This window comes from Variovorax sp. CF313 (assembly GCF_000282635.1).
Classification (GTDB): domain Bacteria; phylum Pseudomonadota; class Gammaproteobacteria; order Burkholderiales; family Burkholderiaceae_C; genus Variovorax.
This window is the reverse complement of the sequence record NZ_AKIW01000013.1, coordinates 39,936-54,580: the sequence shown is the minus strand read 5'-3', so window position 1 is coordinate 54,580 and position 14,645 is coordinate 39,936. Positions and strand designations below refer to the sequence as shown.

Genomic DNA, 14,645 nt, shown 5'->3' with positions numbered 1-14,645 from the left:
TAGGACGGAGGCGGAATAGGCCGCTTGTGTTGCGGCGGTGCGACACCCCTCACAGCGTAAAATTTCGCCTTCCTGCCGCCAGCCCCTTGCTCATGACCTCCTTCGCAAAAGAAACCCTGCCCATCAGTCTCGAAGAGGAAATGCGCAGCAGCTATCTCGATTACGCCATGAGCGTGATCGTGGGCCGAGCGCTCCCCGACGCCCGCGATGGCCTCAAGCCCGTGCACCGGCGCGTGCTGTACGCGATGCATGAGCTCAACAACGATTGGAACCGGCCATACAAGAAGTCGGCCCGTATCGTCGGCGACGTGATCGGTAAATATCACCCGCACGGCGACCAGTCGGTCTACGACACCATCGTGCGACTGGCCCAGGATTTCTCGATGCGCCACATGCTGGTCGACGGCCAGGGCAACTTCGGGTCGGTCGATGGAGACAACGCGGCCGCAATGCGGTATACGGAAATCCGGCTGGCCAAAATTGCGCACGAAATGCTGGCCGATATCGATAAGGAAACTGTCGACTTTCAGGACAATTACGACGGTTCGGAAAAAGAACCGAAAGTGCTGCCCAGCCAGTTGCCGAATTTGCTGGTCAATGGCTCCGGCGGTATTGCGGTCGGTATGGCCACCAATATCCCGCCGCACAACCTGAATGAGGTTGTCGACGCCTGCCTGCACCTGCTGCGCAACCCCGAAGCCAGCATCGACGAGCTGATGGAAATCGTGCCAGCGCCCGACTTCCCCACCGCCGGCATCATCTACGGCATCAACGGCGTGAAGGACGGCTACCGCACCGGCCGCGGCAAGGTCGTGATGCGCGCCAAATGCCACTTCGAGGACATCGACCGCGGCCAGCGCCAGGCGATCATCGTCGACGAGCTCCCCTACCAGGTCAACAAGAAGACGCTGCAGGAACGCATGGCCGAGCTGGTGCACGAGAAGAAGATCGAAGGCATCAGCCACATCCAGGACGAGTCCGACAAGTCGGGCATGCGCCTGGTGATCGAGCTCAAGCGCGGCGAAGTGCCCGAGGTGGTGCTCAACAACCTCTACAAGCAGACGCAGCTGCAGGACACCTTCGGCATCAACATGGTGGCGCTGGTCGACGGCCAGCCCAAGCTGTGCAACCTGAAGGACCTGATCCAGGTATTCCTGCAGCACCGCCGCGAAGTGGTCACGCGCCGCACCGTCTTCACGCTGCGCAAGGCCCGCGAACGCGGCCACGTGCTCGAAGGCCTGGCGGTGGCGCTAGCCAACATCGACGAATTCATCCGCATCATCCGCGAATCGCCCACGCCACCCGTTGCCAAGGCCGAGCTGATGACCCGCAGCTGGGACAGCAAGCTGGTGCGCGAAATGCTCACGCGCACGCGCGCCGACGGCGGCGTGATCAACGCGGACGACTACCGCCCCGAAGGCCTCGAGCGCGAGTTCGGCATGGGCGGCGACGGCCTCTACCGCCTGTCGGAAACGCAAGCCCAGGAAATCCTGCAGATGCGCCTGCAGCGCCTGACCGGCCTCGAGCAGGACAAGATCGTCGCCGAATACAAGGACGTGATGGCCGAGATCGACGACCTGCTCGACATCCTCGCCAAGCCCGAACGCGTCTCGACCATCATTGGCGAAGAACTCGGCACCATCAAGCAGGAGTTCGGCCAGTCGAAGACCGGCGCGCGCCGCAGCCTGGTGGAGCACAGCGCCTACGACCTCTCGACCGAAGACCTGATCACGCCGACCGACATGGTCGTCACGCTCTCGCACAGCGGCTACATCAAGAGCCAGCCGCTGGGCGAATACCGCGCACAAAAACGCGGTGGTCGCGGCAAGCAGGCCACGGCCACGAAGGAAGACGACTGGATCGACCAGCTTTTCATCGCCAACACGCACGACTACATCCTGTGCTTCTCGAACCGCGGCCGGCTGTATTGGCTCAAGGTGTGGGAAGTGCCGGCGGGTTCACGCGGCTCGCGCGGACGCCCCATCGTCAACATGTTCCCGCTGCAGGAAGGCGAGAAGATCAACGTCGCCCTCGCCCTGACCGGCGATAAGCGCAACTTCCCGGCCGACCAATACGTATTCATGGCAACCTCGATGGGCACGGTCAAGAAGACGGCGCTCGACGAGTTCAACAATCCGCGCAAGGGCGGCATCATTGCCGTGAACCTCGATGAAGGCGATTACCTGATCGGCGCGGCACTCACCGACGGCAAGCACGACGTGATGCTCTTCAGCGACAACGGAAAAGCCGTGCGCTTCGACGAGGAAGACGTCCGGCCGCTGGGCCGCAACGCCCGCGGCGTGCGCGGCATGTCGCTGGAGCCGGGCCAGGGCGTGATCGCCATGCTGGTGGCCGAGGACGAGCAGCAAAGCGTGCTCACCGCCACGGAAAATGGTTACGGAAAGCGGACAAGCATTACCGAATACACCCGCCACGGCCGGGGAACCAAAGGCATGATCGCGATTCAACAGAGTGAGCGCAACGGCAAGGTCGTTGCCGCCACTCTGGTGCATGCGGATGATGAGATCATGCTCATCACCGACAAGGGCGTGCTGGTGCGCACCCGGGTTGCCGAAATTCGCGAACTTGGTCGCGCAACGCAAGGCGTTACGCTGATCGGGCTCGACGAAGGCGCCAAACTCAGCGGGCTACAACGTATCGTCGAAAACGACGCGAATGGCGAAACCGAGCCTGACGCGGACGGTACTTCCTCATCTTCAACGGAGAATCCTCAGTGAAAAAAATCAAACTCGCGCTTCTGACGGTCGCCCTGGCTGGCAGTTCGATGGCCGCCATGGCCCAGGACAAGGCCACGCTCATCAAGCAGTTCATCGACATCCAGCGCCCCGGCATCGAATCGCTGGCACGCGGCCTGGTCGAGCAATCGAGCGCTCCGATCGCACAGGCGGGTTCGCAGTACCTCCAGACGCAAGTGCCTGAAGCCAAGCGCGAAGCCGCCGCCAAGGCTGCCGACGCCGAACTGAAGAAGTACTTCGACGAGACCTATCCGATCGTTCGCGACAAGGCCATTCAACTGGCCCCAGGCGCCCTTACCCCTCTGCTTGAGCAGAACTTCAACGAAGACGAACTCAAGCAGCTGCTGGCCTGGATCAACTCGCCCCTGAGCAAGAAGTACCAGGACCTGAACCCGAAGATGCAGACCGCACTGACGGAAAAGCTCGTGTCCGACACGCGCGCCTCGGTCGAACCCAAGATGCGCGCACTCGACACCGCCGTCGCCAAGGCACTCGGCGCGCCGACCGACGGTGCTGCCCAAGGCTCCGCTCCCGCCAAGGCACCTGCCAAGGCTCCAGCCAAGAAGTAAAAGCAACGTGACCCAGCAGCAGACGCCGGCCGGCAAGCGCCCCTACAACTTCTCGGCCGGTCCGGCTGCCATGCCGGAGGCGGTGCTGCAACGCGCCGCCGCCGAAATGCTCGATTGGCAGGGCAGCGGCATGAGCGTGATGGAAATGAGCCATCGCGGCAAGGAATTCGGCACCATCTGCACGCAGGCCGAAGCCGACTTCCGCACGCTGCTGGCCGTGCCTTCGCATTTCCACATCCTGTTCATGCAGGGTGGCGGCCTTGGCGAAAACGCCATCGTGCCGATGAACCTGTCGCGCGGCAAAACCGCCGATTTCGTCCTCACCGGCAGCTGGAGCATCAAGTCGCACAAGGAAGCGCAGCGCTATTGCACGGCGCGCGTGGCCGCGAGCAATGCCGAGGACCAGCATACGAAGCTGCCCGATCCGTCGACCTGGCAACTCTCCAAGGATGCCTCGTACGTGCACGTATGCTCCAACGAGACCATCAACGGCATCGAATTCCAGCAACTGCCCGACCTGGCCGCGCTCGGCAGCAATGCCCCGCTGGTCATCGATTTTTCCTCGCACGTTGCTTCGCGCAGCGTCGACTGGGGCCGCGTGGGCCTTGCCTTCGGCGGCGCACAAAAGAATCTCGGTCCCGCCGGCCTGACGATCGTGGTCGTGCGCGACGATCTGCTGGGCCACGCTCTCGAGATTTGCCCGAGCGCGTTCAACTACAAGACCGTGGCCGACAACAACTCCATGTACAACACCCCGCCGACCTGGGGCATCTACATGGCGGGGCTCACGTTCCAATGGCTGCTGCAGCAGACCGACGGCACGCACACCGGCATCGCCGCCATGGAGCAGCGCAACATCGCCAAGGCGAAGCTGCTGTACGGTTTCATCGACGGCTCCGACTTCTATGCCAACCGCATCGACCCCGGCTGCCGCTCGCGCATGAACGTGCCGTTTTTCCTGGCGGACGAAAGCCGCAACGAAGCTTTCCTGGCCGGCGCGCGCGAGGCCGGGCTGCTGCAGCTCAAGGGCCACAAGTCGGTGGGCGGCATGCGTGCAAGCATCTACAACGCCATGCCGCTGGCAGGCGTACAGGAACTTGTGAGCTACATGCGAGAATTCGAGCGATCGCATGCCTAGGCGCATGCCCTAGCTGCTCGCACGATGACCGCCTCCACACCCACAACGCCCTCTTCTCCTTCCGACAAATCAGAAAGCCTCGCCGATCTGCGCGTGCAGATCGACACGCTCGACCAGCAGCTGCTGAGCCTGCTCAACGAACGAGCCCACGTTGCCGAACTGGTCGGCGAGGTCAAGAAGCGCGAGGGCACGCCGTTCTTCCGCCCTGACCGCGTGGCGCAAGTCATCGAGAAGATGAAGAAGAGCAATGGCGGTCCGCTCAAGGATCTCCATGTGGCGGCCATCTGGCGCGAAATCATGTCGGCCTGCCTGGCGCTCGAATCGCCGCAACGCGTGGCCGTTCTCGGCCCCGAAGGCACTTTCTGCGAGCAGGCGGCCATCGAGTACTTCGGCGGCGCCGCCGACCTGATCTATTGCGCCAGCTTCGACGAGGTGTTCCACGCCACCGCCGCGGGCAGCGCCCAGTACGGCGTCGTCGGCGTCGAGAACTCGACCGAAGGCGTGGTCACGCGCTCGCTCGACCTGTTCCTGCATTCGCCCACCCACGTGGTCGGTGAAGTCAGCCTGCTGGTGCGCCACCACCTGCTGCGCAGCAGCAATTCGCTCGAAGGCATCGAGGCCGTGCTGGCCCATCCACAGGCGCTCGCGCAATGCCAGACCTGGCTGTCCAAGCACCTGCCCAACGCCGAGCGGCGCGCCGTATCGAGCAACGCCGAAGGCGCCCGCCTCGCGGCGACCAACCCGGCCTGGGCCGCGCTGGCCGGCGAACGCGCTGCCACCCGCTTCGGCCTGCACATCGTGGCGCATGCCATCCAGGACGACTCGTACAACCGCACCCGCTTCTCGGTGATCTGCCTGCCGCAGACGCTGGCCATGCCACCGGCCTCGGGCCGTGACTGCACCAGCCTGATCGTCTCAGTGCCCAACCGGCCCGGCGCGGTGCACGACCTGCTGGTGCCGCTGAAGGCCAACAACGTGTCAATGACGCGTTTCGAGTCGCGTCCCGCGCGCACCGGCCAGTGGGAGTACTACTTCTACATCGACCTCGACGGTCACCCTTCGCAGCCCAACGTGGCCGCGGCGCTGGCCGAACTGCGCGGACTCTGCGCCTTCTACAAGGTGCTGGGCGCCTATCCCGTCAAGGCCTGAGCGGCAGGCAAGCAGAAGCATGTTCGAACAACTGGGACTGATCGGCTGCGGCCTGATGGGCGGCTCGTTTGCGCTCGCACTCAAGCGCGCGAAACTGGTGAAACGCGTGGTGGGCTACAGCAAGTCGCCCTCCACCACCGAGCGGGCGCGCCAGCTGGGCGTGATCGACGTGGTGGCGCCTTCGGCGCTGCTGGCGGTATCGGGCGCCGACATCGTGCTGCTGGCGGTGCCGGTGGCGGCGTCGGAAGCCACATTCAAGGCCATCCGCCATGGCATTTCGAGCGAAACGCTCGTGATGGACGTGGGCTCGACCAAGGGCGACGTGATCGAGGCCGCACGCAACGGCCTGCAGAAGCAATTCGCGAACTTCGTGCCGGCGCATCCGATTGCCGGCAAGGAGCTCTCGGGCATCGAGCATGCAGAGGCTTCGCTTTTCACCGGCCGCCAGGTCGTGCTGACGCCCGTCAAGACCACGCTGCGCTCCAATGTGCAGCGGGCCTCGCAGGCATGGAGCGGCATCGGCGCGCACGTCGTCACCATGACGCACGACGAGCACGACGCCGCCTTCGCCGCCGTGAGCCACCTGCCGCACCTGCTGGCCTTCGCGTATACCAACGCCATCGCCAGCCAGCCGCAGGGCGACCGGTTCCTGAGCCTCGCGGGCCCAGGCTTTCGCGACTTCTCGCGCATTGCCGCGAGCGACCCCGTCATGTGGCGCGATGTGCTGCTGGCCAACCGCGAACAGGTGCTGCAGCAGTCGAAGGCCTTCCGCAAGGCGCTGGAAGACCTTGAAGCACTGATGACCGCAGGCGACCTGCAGGCACTGGAGCAATCCATCGCCGCCGCCAGCAAGACCCGCGCGGCCTGGAAGCCGGCCACCGACACCTCGTCGCAGCAGCAGGACAACTGAGATGTTCTCGACGGCCTTCCTCGATCTCCCGCCTCTCGCAGGCGCGGCCGGCACGGTCCGGCTGCCGGGCTCCAAGAGCATTTCCAACCGCGTGCTGCTGCTCGCTGCGCTCGCGAGCGGCACCACCACGATCCACGACCTGCTGGACTCCGACGACACGCGCGTGATGCTCGACGCCCTGCGCGCGCTCGGCTGCGGCATCGACCCTGCGGGCAGCGCGCTGCGCATCACCGGCCTGGGCGGGAAGCTGAAGCCCAACGAAACGCTGCTGCCGCTGTTCCTCGGCAATGCCGGCACCGCGATGCGCCCGCTGACCGCGGCGCTGTCGCTGCTGGGTGGTGAGTTCGAGCTCAGCGGCGTGCCGCGCATGCACGAGCGCCCGATCGGCGACCTCGTCGATGCACTGACCCAGCTTGGCTGCCGCATCGACTATCTCGGCAACCCCGGCTACCCGCCCCTGCGCATCCACCCCGTGCCGCACGGCGAACTCGCGCTCGATGCGCCGATCCGCGTCCGCGGCGACGTGTCGAGCCAGTTCCTCACTGCCTTGCTGCTGGCGCTGCCGCTTGCGGCAGCCGACGACATCGTGATCGAGGTGATCGGCGAGCTGATCTCCAAGCCCTACATCGAGATCACGCTGAACCTGCTGGCGCGCTTCGGCATCCAGGTGCAGCGCGACGGCTGGGAGCGTTTCACCATTCCCGCAGGCAGCCGCTACAGCTCGCCGGGCGACATTCACGTCGAGGCCGATGCTTCCTCTGCTAGCTATTTCATAGCGCTGGGCGCCATCGCAACAGGCGTCTCGGGCAAGAACGGCATCCGGATCGAGGGCGTGGGCGCCGATTCGATACAGGGCGACATCCGCTTCATCGACGCCGCCCGCCAGATGGGTGCGCTGGTCGACAGCGGCCCGAACTGGCTCGAAGTACGCCGCGGGGCGTGGCCGCTCAAGGCCATCGACCTCGACGCCAACCACATCCCCGACGCCGCGATGACGCTGGCCGTGATGGCGCTCTACGCCGACGGCCCGAGCACGCTGCGCAACATCGCGAGCTGGCGCGTGAAGGAAACCGACCGCATCGACGCCATGGCCAACGAGCTGAAAAAGCTTGGCGCCGCCGTCGAAGCGGGCCCCGACTTCATCCGCGTGCACCCGCTGGCGCAGTCCGGCTGGCTACCGGCAAGCATCCGCACCTACGACGATCACCGCGTGGCCATGTGCTTCTCGCTGGCGGCCTTCAACCCGGCCGGCGTGCCGGTGCGCATCCTCGATCCGCACTGTGTCGCCAAGACCTTCCCCGATTACTTCGAGACCATGTTCTCGGTGGCCGAGGCCGCCGAGGTGCCGGTGATCTGCATCGACGGCCCGACCGCCTCCGGCAAGGGCACGCTGGCCGCCGAAGTGTCGCGCCTGCTGGGCTACCACTACCTCGATTCGGGCTCGCTGTACCGCGTGACAGGCCTCGCCATGCGCCGCGCCGGCCTGGACGCCAATGCCGCGAACGAACCGCAGATCGCCACCCTCGCCGCCGCGTTGCCCTTGCAGTTCACCGAGGGAAAGGTGCTGCTGGGCGGGGAAGACGTAAGCGACGACATCCGCACCGAAGCCGCCGGCATGGACGCCTCGCGTGTCTCCGCGCTGCCCGCCGTGCGCGAGGCGCTGCAGGACCTGCAGCACCGCTTCCGCCGCCTGCCCGGCCTGGTGGCCGACGGGCGCGACATGGGCACCGTGATCTTCCCCGATGCGGAGCTCAAAGTGTTCCTCACGGCCGGCGCCGCCCAGCGTGCCGAACGGCGCCATAAGCAGTTGATTTCAAAGGGTATTTCGACTACACTCGACAGTCTTCGCTCCGACTTGGAAGCACGCGACGCCCGGGACTCTTCCCGAAGCGTGGCACCTCTGAAGCCGGCGCAAGACGCTCGCCACCTCGACAACTCCCAGCTGTCAATCGAACAATCGATCGACACGGTGTTGAACTGGTGGCAAGAAATTCAACCGTTCAAGCCCGCTTGAGCGGTTGAAGTGCAGCTCTTCAAGTCCGCTTGAGGGGCTCGCGCCAACCGGGTTTTCCGGGTTGGCGCCTACCGCTCCGGCAGGCTCCTTCCGCGCGACAGCGCACCGGCCTGCTGGTTGTTCAACCAACCGGGCTCATGCCCACAACCAACCGCCGTCTACAGACCCACAGCAGCCGCACGCAATTTCGCATGAGCGCCTGCCAACCCTGCATGACGGAAGGAACCATAAATGTCTGAATCTTTTGCCGACCTATTCGAAGAGTCCCTGAAGCGTTCCGAAATGCGCACCGGCGAGGTCATCACGGCCGAAGTCGTGCGTGTCGAACACAACCACGTCGTGGTCAACGCCGGCCTGAAGTCCGAAGCGTATGTGCCGATCGAAGAGTTCAAGAACGACAAGGGCGAACTCGAAGTCCAGGCCGGCGATTTCGTTTCCGTTGCCATCGGCAGCGTTGAAAACGGCTACGGCGACACCATCCTCTCGCGCGACACCGCCAAGCGTCTGGCTTCGTGGCTCGCCCTGGAGAAGGCCCTGGAATCGGGCGACTTCGTCACCGGTACCACCAGCGGCAAGGTCAAGGGCGGCCTGACCGTGCTCGTCAACGGCATCCGCGCATTCCTGCCGGGCTCGCTGATCGACACGCGTCCGATCAAGGACCTGACCCCGTACGAGAACAAGACCCTCGAATTCAAGGTCATCAAGCTCGACCGCAAGCGCAACAACGTCGTGCTGTCGCGCCGTGCCGTGGTCGAAGCCAGCATGGGCGAAGAACGCGCCAAGCTGATGGAAACGCTGAAGGAAGGCGCAGTCGTGCGCGGCGTGGTCAAGAACATCACCGAATACGGTGCGTTCGTGGACCTCGGCGGCATCGACGGCCTGCTGCACATCACCGACATGGCATGGCGCCGTGTTCGCCACCCGAGCGAAGTCGTTCAGGCCGGCCAGGAAATCACCGCCAAGATCCTCAAGTTCGACACCGAGAAGAACCGTGTCTCGCTGGGTCTCAAGCAAATGGGTGACGACCCGTGGATGGGCGTTTCGCGCCGCTACCCGCAATCGACCCGCCTGTTCGGCAAGGTCACGAACATTGCCGACTACGGCGCGTTCGTCGAACTCGAACCCGGCATCGAAGGCCTGGTGCACGTCTCCGAAATGGACTGGACCAACAAGAACATCGCTCCGAACAAGATCGTCTCGCTGGGCGACGAAGTCGAAGTCATGGTCCTCGAGATCGACGAAGACAAGCGCCGCATCAGCCTGGGCATGAAGCAGTGCAAGGCCAACCCGTGGCAAGAGTTCGCGCAAAACACCAAGCGTGGCGACCGCGTCAAGGGCCCGATCAAGTCGATCACCGACTTCGGCGTGTTCGTGGGTCTGGCTGCCGGCATCGACGGCCTGGTTCACCTGTCTGACCTCTCGTGGAACGAAGCCGGCGAAACCGCCGTTCGCAACTACAAGAAGGGCCAGGAAGTCGAAGCGATCGTGCTGGCTGTGGATGTCGACCGCGAGCGCATCTCGCTGGGCATCAAGCAACTCGACAGCGACCCGTTCACCACGTTCACCACCGTGAACGACAAGGGCCAGATCGTGACCGGCAAGGTCAAGACCGTGGATGCCCGCGGCGCTGAAATCGACCTCGGCGAAGACATCATCGGCTACCTGCGTGCTTCGGAAATCTCGCGCGACCGCGTCGAAGATGCCCGCAACGTGCTCAAGGAAGGCGACGAAGTCACCGCCATCGTCGTGAACGTGGATCGCAAGACCCGCAACATCCAGCTGTCGATCAAGCAGAAGGACATGGTCGACGAACAAGGCGCCATGGCCAGCCTGAGCCAGCAGTCGGCACGCGAAAACGCGGGCACGACGAGCCTGGGCGCCCTGCTGCGCGCCAAGCTCGACAACAACGACAGCAAGTAAGCTGAGTCCGAAGACAGAGCAGGCCCTGGGGCCGCTCTGTCTTTTTTTTCGTCCACGTTTTTCGTTTATGTTCGGCCTATGACCCGCTCAGACCTTGTCGAAGAACTCGCAGCGCGCTTTGCACAGCTCACGCACCGCGATGCCGAATACGCCGTCAAGACCATCCTCGACGCGATGAGCGACGCGCTGGTGCGCGGGCACCGCATCGAGATCCGCGGCTTCGGCAGCTTCTCGGTCAACCGGCGTCCGCCGCGCATCGGCCGCAATCCGCGTTCGGGCGAGAGTGTGCAGATTCCCGAGAAACGTGTGCCGCACTTCAAGCCCGGCAAGGCGCTGCGCGAGGCCGTGGATGCACGCACCGCGGAGCTCGACGCCGGCAAGGAAACCAAGGGCCGCAAGGCCTGACCGGCGGCCCGTCCCGACGGTCGCAAACGTAGAATCGTCCCGCCAACGGGAACGTGCATGAAATACCTCCTGTGGCTGCTCAAGGCAGCCATTTTTTTTACGCTCTTTGCTTTCGCGCTGAACAACCAGCACGACGCAACCGTCTATTTCTTCTTCGGCACCTACTGGCGCGCGCCGTTGGTGCTCGTCGTGCTCGCGGCCTTCGCCGGCGGGCTCGTGGTGGGCGCGCTCGGCATGCTGCCGGGCTGGTGGAAGCATCGCACCGCAGCGGCGCAACTGCCCGCCGCCTCCGAGGCCCAGCCATCCGCGCCGTCGGTCGCCACGAGCACTCCTGCATCGGCGCCGTCCATCTCCGCCACCGACCTTCCCGCCGTACGTCAACATGGACTTTGATCCCAGCTGGCTGTTGATCAGCCTGCCCGTCGCCTTCGTGCTGGGCTGGCTCGCATCGCGCTTCGACATCCGCCAGCTCAAGCTCGAGAACAGGCAAGCACCCAAGGCCTACTTCCGCGGCCTCAACTTCCTGCTCAACGAGCAGCAGGATCAGGCCATCGACGCCTTCATCGAGGCCGTGCAGAACGACCCCGACACGCAGGAGCTGCACTTCGCGCTCGGCAATCTCTTTCGCCGCCGCGGCGAGTACCAGCGCGCAGTGCGCGTGCACGAGCACCTGCTGGGCCGAGGCGACCTGAGCCGCAGCGACCGCGAACGCGCGCAGCACGCGCTGGCACAGGACTTCCTGCGCGCCGGCCTGCTCGACCGCGCCGAAGCCGCACTGCAGAAGCTCGAAGGCACGCGCTACGAGAACGAGGCGCGGCTGTCTCTGCTGGCCATCTACGAGCGCTCGCGCGAATGGGCGCAGGCCGCCGACGTAGCGCAGAAGCTCGACGAGTCCGACCAGGCCAGCTACAGCACGCGCCGCGCGCATCACCTCTGCGAGCAGGCGACCGAGCGCGTGGCGGCAGGCGACCTGTCGAGCGCGGCGAAGCTGCTCGCGCAGGCCGTTGAACTTGCGCCGCAAGCACCGCGCCCCGCCATCGACACAGCCAACCTGCAGTTGCGCAAAGGCGAAGCGGCCGCGGCCTTCGACACGCTCGTGGCCCTGAGCGACACGGCACCGCTGGCGCTGCCGCTCTATGCGGCCACACTGCAGCAGGCGGCCGTGGCCGCGCACCGCCAAGGCGAGGCGCTCGCGCTGCTCCAACGCCGCTACGTGGAGTCGCCGTCGATCGACGTGCTCGAAGCACTGATGGCGCTCGGTGGCACACCGACCGCCACCGCCGAAGAACCCAACCCCACGCCGCGCGATGGCTACATCGCACATCTTGCGCAGCAGCCCTCGCTGGTCGCCGCCTCGCGCTGGCTCGCGGGCGAACACTTCGAACACCAGCAATTCCATCCGCAGGTGCAGCGCGCGCTCGACCAGGCTACGCGGCCACTCATGCGCTATCGCTGCGCTGCTTGCGGCTTCGAGGCGCACCAGTACTTCTGGCACTGCCCCGGCTGCCAGGCCTGGGACAGCTATCCGCCGCGCCGCGTCGAAGAACTCTGATCACATTTTTGAACAATGGTCACGTGGCGGCCGGTGCGGCTTCCACGGGTCAACGCGCTTCTTTTGTGCCTCGTTGAGCCTGGGCCGGCGCTCTTGTCGGCTGTCAGTCATATCAACAAGACAAAGGGAGTTCCCATCATGTTCAAGAAAATCCTGGCCGCGACGGCCATGCTGTTCGCGGCCGTTTCGTTCGCCGCCGTCGACGTCAACAAGGGCACGGCCGCCGATCTCGACGGTGTCAAGGGCGTCGGCCCTTCCATGTCCAAGCGCATCCTCGATGCGCGCAAGGAAGGTGAGTTCAAGGACTGGCCCGACTTCATGCAACGCGTGAAAGGCGTGAAGGAAAAGAAGGCCGCGAAGCTGTCGGCGGAGGGCCTGACGGTCAACGGTCAGGGCTTCGGCGGGACCGCCACGGCGCCGAAGGCGGCCAAGACCGAGAAGGCGGCGAAAGCGCCCAAGTCCTGACGTTCCTGCCGGATTCGAAAGCATCGCAAAGCCGCCCACGGGCGGCTTTTTTCATGCGCGGCAAGGCAGGGAAATGCCTCAGGAAGTGGCCCGAAATTTGCATTTATGCTTTCCTTTCATTCTGCTTTCATTACATTCCGGAGTGCGTCAATGAATCACAAGTTCGGCATTGCCCTCGCGGGCCTCACCCTCGGCGCCGCGGCCTTTGCCCAGACCAAGTGGGACCTGCCCACGGCCTACCCGGCCACCAACTACCACACGGAAAACATCACGCAGTTCGCAAAGGACGTGGACGCGGCCACGGGCGGCAAGGTGAAGATCGCGGTGCATGCCAACGCGTCGCTGTTCAAGGCGCCCGAGATCAAGCGCGCCGTGCAGAGCGGCCAGGCCCAGGCCGGCGAGATCTTGCTGGCCAACTTCGCGAACGAGAATCCGATCTACGCGCTCGACGGCGTTCCTTTCCTCGCCACTACCTACCCCGAAGCGAAGAAGCTGTACGACGCATCGAAGCCCGCCATGGAAAAGCTGCTCGCTGCCCAGGGCATCAAGGTGCTGTTCGTGGTGCCATGGGCGCCGCAGGGCATCTATACCAAGAAGGAGATCGGCTCGGTGGCCGATCTGCGCGGCATCAAATGGCGCGCCTACAGCCCGGCCACAGCCAAGATCGCCGAACTCATCGGCGCCCAGCCGGTACAGATCCAGCAGGCCGAGCTCAGCGCGGCCATGGCCACGGGCGTGATCGAGAGCTACATGAGCTCGGGCTCCACCGGCTACGACACCAAGACCTACGAGCACCTCAAGAACTTCTACGACACGCAGGCCTGGATCCCCAAGAACGCGATCCTGGTAAACGCCAAGGCCTTCGACGCGCTCGACGCCACCACCAAGGCCGCCGTCACCAAGGCCGCCACCGATGCCGAGGCCCGCGGCTGGAAGGTGGCGCAGGAGAAGAACGAGGAATACAAGCGCCTGCTCGCCGAGCGCGGCATGAAGATCCACAAGCCCTCGCCCAAGCTCGACACCGACATGCGCCAGGTCGGCGGCATCATGCAGGCCGACTGGCTCAAGGTGGCCGGTCCCGACGGCGCAGCGATCGTCGATGCCTACAAGAAGAAATGATGACGCCCCCACGCTCATCACTTTGTGTGTCGCTGCCTCCCGAGGGGGCGCAGGCCTCCCTTGGGGCGGCCCGGCGGGAGGCCTGAGCGATGCGCCGTTTCCTCGACCGCCTGTACGACGGTGCGGGCGCGCTAGGCGCGCTCTGCGTGTTCCTGATCTTCGTGCTGATGATCCTGGCCGGTGTGGGCCGGCAGATGAACTGGCACGTGAGCGGGCTCAACGACGTGGTGGCCTGGCTGTGCGCCGCCGCCGCGTTCTTCGCGATGGCGCATGCGTTCAGGCACGGTGACTTCGTGCGCGTGACGCTGCTGCTGGAAGCGGTGTCGCCGAAGATGCGGCGCGTGCTCGACGTGAGCTGTCTGCTGGTCGCCGCGGTATCGGTGGCCTACCTCACCTACTGGGCCACCAGCTTCACCTACGAGAGCTACGAGTTCGCCGAGATGGCGACCGGCCTCGTGGTCATTCCGATCTGGATTCCGCAGTCGACCTTCGTGATCGGCTGCTGGCTGCTGCTGATCGCCATGGTCGACGAACTGGTCGGCGTGGTGCGCGGCGACAAGCCCAGCTACCAGCGCGCCATCGAGGAGCGCCACGCGGCGGGCGACTTCTCCTCCGACGTCTGAACGAACACAACGACAACAAAGACAC

Annotated in this window: 13 protein-coding genes; all 13 read left to right on the top strand. The window is 64.8% G+C overall.

The genetic code is table 11. The features are described from left to right. The first annotated feature begins 92 nt into the window (after positions 1-92). The 13 genes from gyrA to PMI12_RS03925 all read left to right on the top strand — a co-directional run bounded on the left by gyrA (position 93) and on the right by PMI12_RS03925 (position 14,620). Positions 93-2,738, top strand: a complete 2,646-nt coding sequence (gene gyrA, locus PMI12_RS03985; RefSeq protein ID WP_007829380.1) for a DNA gyrase subunit A — start codon at positions 93-95, stop codon at positions 2,736-2,738. After that, positions 2,735-3,325 carry a DUF2059 domain-containing protein gene (locus tag PMI12_RS03980; protein WP_007829373.1) on the top strand — a complete coding sequence of 197 codons (591 nt, stop codon included), beginning with the start codon at positions 2,735-2,737 and terminating at the stop codon, positions 3,323-3,325. The genes gyrA and PMI12_RS03980 overlap by 4 nt, the downstream gene beginning before the upstream one ends. Before the next feature lie 7 nt (positions 3,326-3,332). Beyond that, positions 3,333-4,463 carry a 3-phosphoserine/phosphohydroxythreonine transaminase gene (gene serC, locus PMI12_RS03975; RefSeq protein WP_007829371.1) on the top strand — a complete coding sequence of 377 codons (1,131 nt, stop codon included), beginning with the start codon at positions 3,333-3,335 and terminating at the stop codon, positions 4,461-4,463. Positions 4,464-4,487: 24 nt separating this feature from the next. Further along, complete coding sequence (gene pheA, locus PMI12_RS03970) at positions 4,488-5,612, top strand: prephenate dehydratase (RefSeq protein WP_007829369.1); 1,125 nt, start codon at positions 4,488-4,490, stop codon at positions 5,610-5,612. A 19-nt stretch (positions 5,613-5,631) separates the two neighbouring features. Next, complete coding sequence (locus PMI12_RS03965; RefSeq protein ID WP_007829368.1) at positions 5,632-6,522, top strand: prephenate dehydrogenase; 891 nt, start codon at positions 5,632-5,634, stop codon at positions 6,520-6,522. Between the two features lies 1 nt (position 6,523). Continuing rightward, positions 6,524-8,536 (top strand): bifunctional 3-phosphoshikimate 1-carboxyvinyltransferase/cytidylate kinase, encoded by a 2,013-nt coding sequence (locus PMI12_RS03960; RefSeq protein ID WP_007829367.1) that lies wholly within the window; start codon positions 6,524-6,526, stop codon positions 8,534-8,536. 231 nt (positions 8,537-8,767) lie between these two features. Further along, positions 8,768-10,456 (top strand): 30S ribosomal protein S1, encoded by a 1,689-nt coding sequence (rpsA, locus tag PMI12_RS03955; RefSeq protein WP_007829366.1) that lies wholly within the window; start codon positions 8,768-8,770, stop codon positions 10,454-10,456. 78 nt (positions 10,457-10,534) lie between these two features. Then, the gene (locus PMI12_RS03950; protein ID WP_007829365.1) at positions 10,535-10,861 is read left to right on the top strand and encodes an integration host factor subunit beta; all 327 of its coding nucleotides are present in this window, start codon (positions 10,535-10,537) and stop codon (positions 10,859-10,861) included. 57 nt (positions 10,862-10,918) lie between these two features. Continuing rightward, on the top strand, positions 10,919-11,254 hold the full coding sequence (locus PMI12_RS03945) for a LapA family protein (RefSeq protein WP_007829364.1): 336 nt from the start codon (positions 10,919-10,921) through the stop codon (positions 11,252-11,254). After that, positions 11,244-12,413: a lipopolysaccharide assembly protein LapB gene (lapB, locus tag PMI12_RS03940; RefSeq protein ID WP_007829363.1), complete on the top strand. Its 1,170-nt coding sequence runs from the start codon at positions 11,244-11,246 to the stop codon at positions 12,411-12,413. Before PMI12_RS03945 ends, lapB begins: the two co-directional genes overlap by 11 nt. 138 nt (positions 12,414-12,551) lie before the next feature. After that, positions 12,552-12,878 (top strand): ComEA family DNA-binding protein, encoded by a 327-nt coding sequence (locus PMI12_RS03935; RefSeq protein WP_007829362.1) that lies wholly within the window; start codon positions 12,552-12,554, stop codon positions 12,876-12,878. A gap of 150 nt (positions 12,879-13,028) precedes the next feature. Beyond that, positions 13,029-13,997, top strand: coding sequence for a TRAP transporter substrate-binding protein (locus PMI12_RS03930; RefSeq protein WP_007829361.1), 969 nt, complete (start codon positions 13,029-13,031; stop codon positions 13,995-13,997). A gap of 89 nt (positions 13,998-14,086) precedes the next feature. Next, the gene (locus PMI12_RS03925; protein WP_007829355.1) at positions 14,087-14,620 is read left to right on the top strand and encodes a TRAP transporter small permease; all 534 of its coding nucleotides are present in this window, start codon (positions 14,087-14,089) and stop codon (positions 14,618-14,620) included. Positions 14,621-14,645 lie beyond the last annotated feature (25 nt).